Raw genomic sequence first — 13,254 nt, forward strand, 5'->3', positions numbered from 1 at the left:
CTCATATTTCTTAATTTTATGATAACTGGCCTAAAACTTTTCATAGGAGATCTTCTTTTTACCTCTATGGAATATTAAAGAGGCAACTATCAAACTTGGAATTATAAGAATTATTTGTTCAGGAAAGAAAGAATTACTCATCAGTACCTCAATAAACGAAAAAGATATTCTCCCTAAATTTAAAAATATTTGTCTATTTACTAAAAAATTAATTAATAGATTTTTGTTCATAATATTCCAGTTATATACATCAATGATAGGGTAAATTAGTGGTGAAGTGATATAAAATATTATTAAATAAAATATTGGAAAGAAAAATATTGAAATACTAGATACTGTAATAGTTATAGAGGAAGCTAATACTAATTTAAACTTATCAATCTTATTCATCAATCTTTGCCTTATTACGTATACCGATATCAAGGAGATCCCAGTCAATATATAGTTTAGAATTGCGAAGTCTTCATAAGACTTGGCCACTTGATATATAAGAATTGGATTCAAATTTGACAAAACATAATTTACTCCACTAGTAATCGTTAACGACGTCATAGTATATTTATAGGGTTCATTTTCTATGAAAATAGTAAAACTCTTCTTTAGATCGAATTTGGATTCAACATCTGTACTTTCGACTAACAATATAACAAAAACCAATATCATCGACGTAATAGAAAATAAGATTGCATATCCGAATTTGTGAAAAACGGACAATATACTACCGTAAACTAGAGGAGATAGTAAGCTACTAATAACCCCTAAATATGAACTTTTATTGAAAAAGCTCAATTTGTTTTGAACTTTGTAAAAAATGACATCCCATGCGAACCAATAATAACCTTGGGCTATTCCATAAATAGCGCCCAACAGGAGGGTGTATTTGTACGCATTATTATTTAGTAATAATAACAACAAGTAGAAAAGTATGTAAAGACCTATCCCTATCTTATAGAAAGTAATTATTTTATTATACACATTAATTATGTATCCTACTAAGATATAACCTATTAAAATGAATATTGATGTGTATAAGATAAAATAAATTGAATAATAAATCGAAGATGTAACATAAATGTACAAACTAAGTAAAGGTGAAGAGAAACTATTGGCCAAACCGAATAACCAAGAAGACATAAGGAAGTTTTTCCTCATACGTTTGATACTCATTATTATCAAAAATAAAAAATTACTGTATGAGATCTTGTATATAGAATTTATAACCAATAGGGTTTAAAAGCCCAACTGGCCATAAAAACATAAAATCGAAATTTTTAAGGATCTCATTAGCTAATACCTCTGATTGTCTCAGCAGTCATGGAAATAGAATGGTTATTATGAATATTTTTGAATATAGTTCTTAGTAGTATACCACTTATCGTATTTAGGATTTTTGAAGTAAGGTAAAACTCCTACAGTAACCTAATAATATAGTGATTTAATCTGTCACGAGAGCGAAGTTCTTACAGAAAAGTAAAGGGTTTTTAGGCTAAAGGTTTTCTAACCCTTTCCAAGCAAGGGAAGTGGTTCTAGTCTAATGACAAGAACACTTTGAGACGAGTATAAGTGGGAAAAGGTTAAAGAGGTTTAATCTCGCTAATTCTTAGCGACTGGTGTTAAGCTCAAATATATATCACCATTTAATTACCTTTTCCTCGGTCATGTTTAAATTTCTTCAAAATTAGATAAAACTGAATAGGCTTTCTTCACACTTTTCTTGTAAATTCTTCGGATTATTTCCTTGTTAGTTTACTTTCTAGATCACTGAAATGTAATATTCTGAGCCTATTTTTATAACTATATTTTTCTATATTTTCCTCTATAACTTCAGGGTTCTCTGAGGGATATACATAGCCATCTTTGAATTTTGGCAAGGAGTAAAATAGGTCGTTGGGAAAGTCCGCAATTGTATACTCCACCATTTCTATTTGGCTCCTTACTAGTCCGAGATTTAACGTGTATATCAAGGACAGTGGAGAAGCGTCAGGCCTATCGTGAGGCAATACTTTCACCTTATGTTTTGATGTCAAATCTAATATTTCTAGAAATTTACTTACCCCTCCAATCTTAGCAATATCTGGTTGTAGATACGTTATACCACTTTCAATCAATTTCTTAAAACCGTATAAGGAGTACTCATTTTCTCCAGCAGCAATAGATATGGGAGAAAATTCAGTAAGCTTGGAAAGTAAATCGTAATCATTAGGAGGCCATAATGGTTCCTCTACCCATTCAATCTCGTATTTATGAACCTTGTTCACGAACTCCTTAGCCTTATCTAGATTATCAAAAGGGGAATTAAGGTCAATTGCTACTTTAACTTCCTTGTAATTCTCTCTTATAGCTTTAACCGTTTCTATAACACTTGAAGGAGATTGATGAAGTTTAACTAAATCAAAACCTCTCTCTATAGATTTTCTAGTGGCAATAATAACATCATCAATTTTACTAAATCTGGGAAAGCTAGCGTATACTTTTACTGAATCTCTAACTTTACCGCCAATTAGTCTAGTCAATTCTACATTACTTTTCCTAGCTTTTAAACCCCATAATGCCATTTCCACAGCGCTTATGGCCCCGGAAACCACTCCGCAATTTCCAGCACTAAAAAGAATCTTCTCTAAAATAGTCCTAACGTCTGTTGGTTCGCTTAATTCTACTTTAGACAAAACTGGTATTACTATATCATTTATAATGGAAAGGTAAGAGTTTATAATTCCGCTCCCTGCTACTAATGTTTCTCCCCAACCGTAATCTTCTTCATCTTCCACTTTAACGTAGAGTTGCACATCCCACGTATCCTTCCAATCAGAGGGAGGATCAGTATTAAAGGGTATAGATAAAGAAAAGGGTTTTACCTTCATCCTCAAGCACTTATGTAAAGCTTTATTGGTGAGAACTCATCGTGTTGCAATACCTCAGCTGAAGTTAACCTACCATTTGCAACCCTAATCGTATAGTTGAATATCCTCTCTCCAGCTTCCCTTAAACTAACCTTTAGTTGAAGTAAGTCAGAAACGTCAACGTCAATATGCTCACTCATTATTGCAACGGTCTTTGGATTTGCTGAAATCTTAACAACGGGAATTATTGGATGCCCAACAACATTCCCTTGACCAGTCGTGAACAAGTGAAGTACAGAACCCTTGGCGGCAAACAATGTAACTGCCTCTGCTGCAGCAGATGACGTATTAACGAAACATAGTCTAGACGAACTCTTCTCTAGTAGGTCTAAATAATCTAACACGCAAGTTATAGGTTTAGTACCCAACTTTTGTATATTTCCTAAAGCCTTCTCCTCTATTGTCGACAGTCCTCCCTTAATGTTCCCCTCAGTTGGTTGAGAACCCAATAAATCAACTCCTTGACTTTCAATGAAATCCACATATTCCTTATAAATCTTCATGAACTTCTCTCTTAGCGCTGGATCCGGTATCCTACTAGCAACTATGTCTTCAGCACCGGTTAACTCTGACGTTTCTCCGAATAATACTGTTGCACCGTAATCAATCAGTTTGTCAACAGCATACCCAGTTGCTGGATTTGATGCCAAACCAGATGTAGTATCGCTCTCCCCACACTTAATACTAATAACTAAAGAGGATAGGTCAACTTCTGTCCTCTGTTTCTCACTGGCCTCTTGAACCATCTCCTTTGCCTTTCTACTCGCCTTTTCAATTACTCTCAAATCACCATTTCCCTCAATAGGAAAGACCTCGACTGGTTTTCCAGTCTCAGCTATTTTATTAGCTACCTTATTTGCCCAGTTCTCCTCAATCCCAATAACTATTGCTCCAGCTACGTTTGGGTTTGCACCAGTCCCAGATAGAACGTGGAAGAGTAAATCCAAATCTTTACCAAATTGTAACCTACCATATGGGTGAGGAATTGCAACAGTACCCCTAATTAGTTTCGATACTCCTATTGCAGCGGAATTAGATAGGTCATCTACCGGTATTAGCGCTACGTAATTTCTAACTCCAACGCTACCGTTTTCCCTAATGTAACCCTTTATTACTGGCTTTTTCTCCATTTTCCCCACCTGTTAGATCTTATATTATGTACGTGTACGTGTTCTCCAATCTTAATCTCCTTTATAGCAGATCCTATTGGCCTACCGTACTTTATCACTGTATCACCTTGCTTAAGATTATTTAAGGCTATCTTGTGTCCTAAGGGTATGTCGTTAATTGCTTTAATCTTAGGTCCTTTTGCCATGTCCTCAATGTATGCTCCTTCCACCTCTTCCCCAGCTTTAATGTCAGTTATGGCAACTCCAACGTTGTCGTTTTTGTTATGAATAAGGAAATGTGGCATGTCTTATATTATGTAAGAAAGCATATATACTTAACCGTATACAGACTTTTTAACTATTCTTAAATTGGACTTATCATAAAATATCTCACTTATGAAAAAGGTAAGAGCTGATGAGTTAAGAGGGTTAATTATTGAAATACTTAAGGAAAGAGAGGTAGAGGATAGTAATATTATAGCTGACCACTTCGTTGAGGCAGAGCTTAGAGGCCATTCTTCTCACGGTGTTCAAAGATTAATTCCCCTAGTTAAGGGTATAGAACTTGGAACAATTAGTAAAAGGTTAAGATATGAAATCATAAGGCAAAGCGGAAATAGTATGTGGATAGATGCTAAAGCAAGTATAGGTATTGTGTTGTGGACTAAGTTGGTTGAAAGGGAATTTACGAGCGATCCCATCTCGATAATAGCAGTTAAGAATGCGTCTCATATTGGGTTCTTAGGTTACTACACCGAGAAATTAGGCAAGAGGGGACTAGTTGGAATAATGTTTGGCAATAGAGAGCCTGCAGTAGTTATGCCAGGAAGTTCAAGGAAAGTGTTATCCACTACTCCAATTTCAATAAGCATCCCACCATCAATAGTCCTAGACATGGCACTATCAGCAACTTCAAGAGGTAAAATAATAGAAGCGCTTAGAAGAAAGGAGAAAATCCCTTTGGGTTTAGCAGTTGACGAGAATGGTAACCCTACAGAAGATCCAGAAAGAGTGTTAAGAGGGGGGTTATTACCAATTGGTGGAATGAAAGGATTCTTCTCAATGTTAGTTTTAGAAAGTCTAGTAAGTTTCTTGACTGGTTCAGCCCTAGGATCTGACGTCAAAGGTGTGCTAAATACTGATAGTCCTCCAAATAAGGGAGAAGTATTAATAGGTATTAATCCTTCGTTCTTTGCAGGGTATAGAGAGGAAATAGAGAAATTGAGGGAAACTTTAGGAATTGAATTCCCTGGTGAACACGGGTTAAATGTAAGAGCAAAAAAGGCTCGTTGATGGAATACCAATCGATGAAGAGTTATGGAATCAGTTACGAAAGCTTAGCCGAAAGTAGTCTTCGCACTTTTCATCTCACTCTTGCAAATCTCCTTAGCCATCTCCTCTGAATCCTCAAAATACCTTATCTTAATGACTTTTCTATCGTCAATATATTCTGGAAATGCCTTGGCGAACTGATCAGTGCTCAACCCCGTATTAGATAATGCAAATATTGGCTTTCCCATTGCGTAAGCAATCATTATTTCTATTTCCGTTCCAACACCTCCTCCCAATGAAACTAGTATATCACCAGACCTAACAAGGATTACGGATCTGCATCTAAACTCACAACCAGATTTTATTGAAATTACATCTCTAGGAATTGTAACATCTTCCCTCTCGATGGGTAATATCAAGACAGTTTTCATGTTCTCTTTTAACGCCTCATCAACTACCACTTTCATTAATCCCCAATATCCTCCTAAAAGCAGCGTTGGATTACATGCTTTAATTGACCTTACGAACTTTCTAGCCTTTTCGGCTAGCTCGGAATTCGGTTCTTCACTATGGGCTGCTATGGAAATGATCATGAATAGTGAATCATTTCATCTATAATTTATGATTATCTCTAACAAACCTAAAAGCTAACAAGATAATATCAGTGAATATTATGATCACGCCAAGGATTTCCGCTATTGTCTTGTATTGAAGTATGTTAACCTTGTATATTGTCACTTCGAGAGCAATAGGATAGGTGGCATTTTTAGTTGTCACTATTTCTTGATATTTCTCTATTTTTTGATATTCATAAACGTATACTATGCCGTTTGACTTATTAACAACAGTGGCGTTTATCACTTTTGTTAAAGTTATGGGAAACGTCTCGTTATATATGGAGAACTCCCATGTCCCAGGCGTCAATTCTAAATAATAAGGTAATTTAACAATATTTTCTACGTTTCCATTGTGGACGAGCTTCACGTAAACTGTGACATTGCTGTTGTTCTCGAGAAGCCTGGCATTAACATGTGCTATATTAGGTATTTTAATGGAATATGGGTTTGAAATGCTTACGTATGAGTGAATTGGCGAATTAATGGATAATAGGGATAGAGCTAATAGGGAGAAACCTAAGGTGGTAAGAAGTCCGAATTTCATCCCATTATACCTCCATTACCCTGAATTTTTGTAACGAAACGAAGAAAAGTATCAATGATATTATAATCTCACTATAAATTCCAACGTTCAAGTAAGTTACCTGTTTTTGGCTTATTGCTTCATAAATTAAAAACACGTATGGGTTCGAAATAGTTGCTATTGGTGTCAGTGGTGAGTTTGTCATTATTCCATAATATCCCGCAATACCTCCAAAGATAAATAAGATTCCCAAGATTGTCCCGGATAGGAGGGTCACTATTCCTCCACTCTTAAATGAGAGGGCCGTTAAAAGTATAATATTTTCAGTAAAGAAGTAACCAACGGTGTAGACCAGAATTAAGTATTGAGGAACTGGAATTCCGGAAAGCAAAATGTAAAGTTCGGTTGTGAATAACCAAAATAAATAAGGTAATACAATATCGCAAAAATATGTGAAGAAGAACAAGCTAATTCTCTTTATAGGCATCGTTAGGAAGGATATTATGGAACCCCTATAGATGTGATCCCCAGTAACGAAAATGATATTCCTCAAAGCTAAGGCAAAGGCTAGGGTTTCCGAAACGCTTATTAAAGGTATGAATGCTAGAACTAAACCATAAGTATTAAACACTCCCCTAGCGTAAAATGCAGTAATGAAAACGTTTGAAACTAGCATTGTTGGTATAACTAACTCAAGAGTTGGTTGTCGATATCTCTCCTTGAATATAACTCTAAATATTTGAAAACTTCTTGAACGCATCATCCAATGAAGACCTCCTAATACTTATAATCTCAATTCCACTATCATCCAACTTGTCAACTATTTCCCTTAGTTTACCTTTAACCTTAATATACGGTCCCTCCAATATTCCTCCCAATACCTTCAAGGCCCTTTCAGAATCGTTTACCATCACGTAAATCTCTTCCTCTCCAACTCCACTTAAGGCCTGGTTCATCCTACCAGTGTATGATATTCTTCCATCGTTAATAAATACTACATCAGTTATAACTTTTTCAAGCTCGGAGAGAATATGGGACGAAATGAAAAACGTTACATCATTTTTCCTATTCAGCCTCTTTACTATCTCGTAGAATTCCATTCTAAAGGAGGGATCCAAATTTGCAGTTGGTTCATCAGCTATTATTAACTCTGCCTCCTTTATCAGCGCGGCTACTAATTGAACTCTTTGGGCTAAACCTGAAGACAATTGATAAAGTTTCTTGTTCAGTTGCGATGTTAACTTGAATTCACTAATTAGATAGTCAACTATCTCCCTCTTTCCATACACATTTCCTAGATCTCTCAAATATTCTCCTACCGTGTTTTCTTGAGGATGAATTAAGTTAGTGAAAATTACTGAAATCATTTCCATAACCTTTGGGTTATCCCAAGGATCTTCCCCGAATACTTTAACTACCCCTTTATCCTTTTTTAGTAGTCCGGAAAGTATTTTTATTGTAGTTGTCTTTCCAGCACCATTTGGTCCAATAAAACCAGTAATTGAACCCCTTCTAACTGTAAAACTGACACCCTTAAGTACTTCTCTATCGGCAAACTTCTTCTGTAAGTTCTCAACTTCAATTGCCATGTGGTAGATTTAGAAAAAGAATAATTTATTATTTTTTAAACTATGACAGCCTTTACTAACCCTGGAGGAGTATCTATTGGCAAACCTCTCCTAACTCCCAGCTTATACGCTAATAGCTGTAACGGTATCGCATTGCTTATAGGAGTTAAGTCCCTTATTGTCTTTACACTCCTTATATTACCATCTTCAGATATAGTTATAATTACATCTCTCCTTTCCTTTATAGACTTAACAACCCTATTGTATAAATCTTCAGCCTCAGCAGGTTTTATTAAAATTACGGGGTAACCTTTATTTGTGAGAACAATGGGACCATGCAGAAGTTCTCCCAACTGCATGCCCTCTGCGTGAGTCATTGAAGCTTCCTTAAATTTCAGAGCTCCTTCCAAGGCTACGGGATAATTTATCCCACTACTTGAAACGTATAGGCTTTCCTTATCCAGTTTATTAGACAATTTCTCTGCCTCTTTCTCCATTTCCGGTAAACTTGCAATAAGTTGCTTAGCTAATTCCTCAATCTCAATCTTTAATGAATTAATGTCACTCCTACTATTTTTCCCGGAGTGGAGCCCAGTGTACAGTGAAAGTACCTTAAGTACCACAATAGTTGAGGTGAAAGTTTTGGTTGCTGGCACAGCCATTTCTGGTCCAGCAGTTATTGGTAAATATACATTAGACTCTAATGCCAATCTTGAACCTACAGAGTTGGTTATGCCTAATATCACTGCCCCTCTTTGCTTGGCCATTTTAACACTCCTTATAACGTCACTGGTCTCTCCGCTTTGGCTTATTGCAATAATCACTGACCCAGTAGTTACGTTTTCCAAGGCATAATATGGAAATTCTGCAGCACTTACAACGTTAACATTCAGACCGATTTCTGAAAAGTAATAAGTGGAGATTAATCCAGCGTGAAGACTGGTGCCGTTACCTATCACGTAAACGTTTTTAGCACCATATAGTATCATCGAGGCTAAGGAAAGATACTTCTCCATTAAAGAGTTAAATGAGTTTATCAAGGCCTGTGGAATATCGTATATCTCCTTTAACATGAAGTGTGGAAATCCACCCTTTTCAGCTATCTCCTCCTTGTATTTAACTCTCTTAATTTCCGGTTTTACCTCATTACCTTCAATATTATACACTTCCACATTATTCCAAGAGATTACTGCCACAGTATTTTCTGGCATTATTATCGCATTCTCAGCAAAACCGCTCAAAGAGGGTAAATCGCTAGAAACGTATTTACACTCCGGCGTGATACCTATCATCAAGGGTTGGCCAGAGTTAATTGCGAATATTTTATCAATGTCTATGGTTACAAAAACCAGAGAGTAAATGCCTTTTACCCTTTTCATAACGTTTAATGATGAGCTTAGATAGTTTGTTGAATTCTCAAGTAAGTGGGGAATCACCTCAGTGTCAGTTGTAGAGACGAATTTATGTCCCTTCGCAATCAGATCTTCCCTAATTTTTTCGTAATCGTCAAGAATACCGTCCATTACAACTGCTATTTTCCCATTACAATCGGTTAGTGGGTGAGCGTTTTCCAAAGTTGGCCAACCCCTACTCGCATATCTAGTGTGACCTATTGCAACTCTTGCCTTATCACTAACGCTTATCTCATTCTTTGAGATATTACCTAAAATTTTCTTTATTACTAAGTTATCGTCTTCAAGGTAAGCAATACCAGCACTATCATATCCCCTATAAATCAACTTCTTTAAACCCTTGTTAATAATTGAAACATCAATGGAATCCTTGCATACAAAAGCGAAAATTCCTCCCATACTTAAATTTTAGTTTCGGTTATAAAAAAGGAATTCTAACCCTCATTTCCCTCCTCAATTGAGGCAAATACACCTAAAAACAGACTATACACTTCTGGATGAACTAGAGACAAATTGCTGAATAGTTTTCTAATCTGTATTGGTTCAACATTATTTAATATTTTCATAACGATTTCCATTGGAATGTTAATTTCCCTTAAATTATTTTCAATCATTCTCCTTAAATCTTCTTTAACCTCAAATACCTTTAACGTATTATACGCTGTAACACTTCTGAGACCTCTAGCCTTCCATACATCTCTATGGTTAATAATTGCCAAAACGATCGGAATTCCTAGATCAATATCACCTAGTTCCTCGTATATGTAGTAAAGATAATATGCAGTATATACTTCATTTCCTATTGCACTCTGTAAGATTATGGCAAGCTCAATGTATTTTTTAACTTTCTCCTCATCCCTCTTAATCCTATTGGCGATTATGGGAACAACGTAATAATACTCTCTCCTAAACTTCTCTAAATCCATTCTCTCACGTCTTTAGCCTTTAATCCCAAAAATACCTCCTTTTTTCCTTCTTCCTCAACGTAATTCTTATAAGCCCTTGCTAAATTCCTCTTAAACCATGAGACACCTCCGCTTTCTAACCAATTATAAACTATCTTAGAACATTTTTCTCCATCAGTAAAGTACATGTAAACGCAGTCATTTCCGTAATATAATATCTTCTTTTTGTTCTCGTATACAAACTCGGGAGGTACTGTAGTTATTTTCTCCTTATCAGTAAATAGATCAACTGTTACGAAATCACTGAAGAGTTCTGTCACCTTCTCGAACTCCCTTCTATCCATTAAGTGGCTTATTTCACTTAGCCTTTTTATAAGCCTCCCATCAATGTTAGGCTTTAAGACCGTCTTGTTGGCATATCCCATCTTTCCATTACAGCCAAAGGGATGTTTTAAACATACTTTGATATTCGAAAGTAGATTAAGAGTACTTTCAGTTACTGTATCGTAATTATCCCTATCAACCCAGACGTAGATCTTATCCCTATCGTTAATCATTCCACTTCTAGCTACAATAGTTGGTAATGATGAAATTTCGCTCACCACGTTAAACCTAGTAGGTATGATTTTAGGTGTAATAGTCACTTTGCATTCATCACTACTATTAAGAAAACATATTTCTGTATTTCTTTCCTCCCTCAATTTCTTGTATAGCCTAAACGCCTTTTCCCAAGAATTTACGAAAAGCGTGAATGGTTCCTCTACCTTGAATATCCCTTCACTCTTAATGATCTCATAATCCAAATCCCTAATGTTAAAATCCTCAATTAATTCAATCACTTCGTAATTACCCCTACACTGATAATATCCCTCACCTTTCTTCACGCAATCCCTACCCTCAACCGCTTGCCCATATTCATTAACTATTGAAATAGATACCACTCTTCTATTTCTAAATCTACTTACTATCTCATTCTCAAAGAATACCGAAGGTGTTGAAGTAGAGAAAATTGCGTTAACGCCATTCCTCGCCAATTCGTCAGCTGCAGCAATTAGAGCCTTATCTGGCATCATTTGATATTCATTGAAGATGACTAACGAGGTAAGGATGTTAAATCTAGGGATTTCAGAAATTCCACTACTATAAAGATTTAAAAAGAATCTACTGAAATGTATTTGTGAATCCCCAAAATCATTAGGAATTACGTGCGTTAATCTTGAAAAGTTGTTAGTCACGTGTTTTGATAAATAGTTTTCAAGTGGTGAAATTACGTCCTTTAGATAACCTATAGGTAAATTCAAGATGAAGTTAACATCATCGCATACTGAAAACTTTCTTCCGTTAATTTCCCTCTCAGTCTCCTTACAGTTTAAAAGATCAAGGACTTTTCCTATCATTCTTAACACTTTATGTCAAATGATATCTCGAGTAACTGTTTACTATTCCTATATCTCCAATAGTCCTTGATGATCTCTCCAATCTCAGAGGTAGTCCTAGTATGTTGCTTATTGCAAGCGTTAATATTCCAGTCTGGTATTACCACAATGCTTAACTCCCTAACTTCAGCTGGAACTGGAAAGAGGTCGTAAATCTCATCTCCATATCTCTTTTCAGCCTCTTCCCTCGGTAAAACCTCAATTATTATTGGAAGGTTTTCTCTAACCTTCTCGCTAGCTAACTCAAAGACCTTATCTATTTCCTCATTGCTAGGTTTTCTCTCAAACTTTACCGTTAATCTACCATGATTACCACCAACGTAAGTGCTTGCAGTCCATTTTACATTTAACACTTTTCTCACTGCTCCCTTAACCACGTGTAAGGCGGTGTGAGTCCGGATTTCAATCTCCTCCATTTCAAATATATTATCCTCAAAGCCTTTTATATAGTATGACTAAGAGAAGAATTGGTTTCTCAATCTTCCCTGGTTGGAAGGAGATAAAAGATGAGCAAATTAGTTTATTGAAAAATGGTAAAGATCTGGGATTTTCCGAAATATTTATGGGTATTGGCCCCGGAACCCATTGGAGGACTCCGGTAAGTGAGGCGCTTAGCGTTGCCAAGGAGATCTTAAAAGAGGCTAACAAATTGGACTATTATGCCTTTGTGGATATAAACCCGCAAATTCTTAAAGAGTTGAATGCATCTCCGAGAGATCTATCAACGTTTATGGACATTGGCTTTAAGGGAGTTAGGGCTGACTACGGATTTAGTAAAGAAGAAATCGTTGAAATGAGTAAGCAAATGACTGTTGAGTTAAACCCATTTGAGATAGGCGAGGAAGAGGTAGACTTTATTGCCAGAAATGCAAATCTTGAAAGGATTAAAGCTTGTCATAACTATTACCCAGTCTTGTACAGTGGAATATCTAAAGAGATCTTTCTGGAGAAGAATAGGATATTTAAGGAAAGAGGTATAGAGACCGGTGCGTTTATCTCTAATCCAAAGTTTAATCTCAGAACTACACTAGAGGTTTTAAGGTACGTGGAACCATTCGATTCTGCCAATTACTTATTCAAATTCGTCGACAGAGTTTTGATAGGAGACCCCATTCCAGATTATGAAAGTTTAAGACAAGTATCAGAGGTTTTCAAATCTGATATTACGAAGATAAGAATTAAAGTATATGATGAAACTATGGGCAAAAGATTAGATAAAAAGTTTGTGGTTGAAAAGTATAGGGAGTACGCCTTAGTATGTTATACTAGGGATAATATATATGAAGGTGAAACGTGTTATACCAAAATATTTAAAAATGCGGTGACAGTGAGGGGTAGAGAGGTATGGATATTCACTAGGGATTTGGGAATTGGTCCCTATAGGTTGGTAGGGGAAATAGATGACATTAACATGGAAATTCTCAAAATGTCGAATGAGATCATGTTAATTAGTAAATAATCAAGATTGAATCATTGTATGCAAAAGATTTTTTATATTGCTCCTCCCTAAAT

Annotated in this window: 13 protein-coding genes and 1 pseudogene; 2 read left to right on the plus strand and 12 right to left on the minus strand. The window is 35.9% G+C overall.

What is annotated here, in order from left to right; genetic code table 11:
- Positions 1 to 30: 30 nt before the first annotated feature.
- The 4 genes from J5U23_RS09925 to J5U23_RS09940 form a co-directional block, all read right to left on the minus strand.
- Positions 31 to 1,134: a hypothetical protein gene (locus J5U23_RS09925; protein WP_218267568.1), complete on the minus strand. Its 1,104-nt coding sequence runs from the start codon at positions 1,132 to 1,134 to the stop codon at positions 31 to 33.
- 596 nt (positions 1,135 to 1,730) lie between these two features.
- On the minus strand, positions 1,731 to 2,861 hold the full coding sequence (locus tag J5U23_RS09930) for a mandelate racemase/muconate lactonizing enzyme family protein (RefSeq protein ID WP_218266062.1): 1,131 nt from the start codon (positions 2,859 to 2,861) through the stop codon (positions 1,731 to 1,733).
- Positions 2,862 to 2,863: 2 nt separating this feature from the next.
- A complete protein-coding gene (locus tag J5U23_RS09935) occupies positions 2,864 to 4,030 on the minus strand; it encodes a UxaA family hydrolase (RefSeq protein WP_218266063.1) in 1,167 nt (388 codons plus the stop codon).
- Complete coding sequence (locus J5U23_RS09940) at positions 4,012 to 4,314, minus strand: UxaA family hydrolase (RefSeq protein ID WP_218266064.1); 303 nt, start codon at positions 4,312 to 4,314, stop codon at positions 4,012 to 4,014. Before J5U23_RS09940 ends, J5U23_RS09935 begins: the two co-directional genes overlap by 19 nt.
- A 91-nt stretch (positions 4,315 to 4,405) precedes the next feature.
- Here J5U23_RS09940 and J5U23_RS09945 point away from each other — a divergent pair.
- Positions 4,406 to 5,360 (plus strand): annotated as a pseudogene (locus J5U23_RS09945) (Ldh family oxidoreductase).
- Here J5U23_RS09945 and J5U23_RS09950 read toward each other — a convergent pair.
- From J5U23_RS09950 to J5U23_RS09985, 8 genes are read right to left on the minus strand one after another with little or no spacing between them, the layout of a single operon-like run.
- Positions 5,347 to 5,874, minus strand: coding sequence for an LOG family protein (locus tag J5U23_RS09950; RefSeq protein WP_218266065.1), 528 nt, complete (start codon positions 5,872 to 5,874; stop codon positions 5,347 to 5,349). The pseudogene J5U23_RS09945 and the gene J5U23_RS09950 sit on opposite strands and share 14 nt — an antisense overlap.
- Positions 5,875 to 5,893: 19 nt before the next feature.
- Positions 5,894 to 6,442: a hypothetical protein gene (locus J5U23_RS09955; protein ID WP_218266066.1), complete on the minus strand. Its 549-nt coding sequence runs from the start codon at positions 6,440 to 6,442 to the stop codon at positions 5,894 to 5,896.
- Positions 6,443 to 6,446: 4 nt separating this feature from the next.
- The gene (locus tag J5U23_RS09960) at positions 6,447 to 7,184 is read right to left on the minus strand and encodes a hypothetical protein (protein WP_218266067.1); all 738 of its coding nucleotides are present in this window, start codon (positions 7,182 to 7,184) and stop codon (positions 6,447 to 6,449) included.
- Positions 7,153 to 8,010: an ABC transporter ATP-binding protein gene (locus J5U23_RS09965; RefSeq protein WP_218258105.1), complete on the minus strand. Its 858-nt coding sequence runs from the start codon at positions 8,008 to 8,010 to the stop codon at positions 7,153 to 7,155. The genes J5U23_RS09960 and J5U23_RS09965 overlap by 32 nt, the downstream gene beginning before the upstream one ends.
- A gap of 35 nt (positions 8,011 to 8,045) precedes the next feature.
- Positions 8,046 to 9,800, minus strand: a complete 1,755-nt coding sequence (gene glmS, locus J5U23_RS09970; protein WP_218266068.1) for a glutamine--fructose-6-phosphate transaminase (isomerizing) — start codon at positions 9,798 to 9,800, stop codon at positions 8,046 to 8,048.
- 35 nt (positions 9,801 to 9,835) lie between these two features.
- On the minus strand, positions 9,836 to 10,327 hold the full coding sequence (locus tag J5U23_RS09975; RefSeq protein ID WP_218266069.1) for an HD domain-containing protein: 492 nt from the start codon (positions 10,325 to 10,327) through the stop codon (positions 9,836 to 9,838).
- Entirely contained in the window at positions 10,318 to 11,703 is a 1,386-nt protein-coding gene (locus J5U23_RS09980; protein ID WP_218260653.1) for an RNA helicase, read from the minus strand. Before J5U23_RS09980 ends, J5U23_RS09975 begins: the two co-directional genes overlap by 10 nt.
- Before the next feature lie 2 nt (positions 11,704 to 11,705).
- The gene (locus tag J5U23_RS09985; RefSeq protein WP_218266070.1) at positions 11,706 to 12,158 is read right to left on the minus strand and encodes an alanyl-tRNA editing protein; all 453 of its coding nucleotides are present in this window, start codon (positions 12,156 to 12,158) and stop codon (positions 11,706 to 11,708) included.
- 35 nt (positions 12,159 to 12,193) lie between these two features.
- Here J5U23_RS09985 and J5U23_RS09990 point away from each other — a divergent pair, with 35 nt between their 5' ends.
- On the plus strand, positions 12,194 to 13,201 hold the full coding sequence (locus tag J5U23_RS09990; RefSeq protein WP_218266071.1) for a MupG family TIM beta-alpha barrel fold protein: 1,008 nt from the start codon (positions 12,194 to 12,196) through the stop codon (positions 13,199 to 13,201).
- The last annotated feature ends 53 nt before the right edge of the window (positions 13,202 to 13,254 follow it).

The organism is Saccharolobus shibatae B12 (assembly GCF_019175345.1).
GTDB lineage: Archaea > Thermoproteota > Thermoprotei_A > Sulfolobales > Sulfolobaceae > Saccharolobus > Saccharolobus shibatae.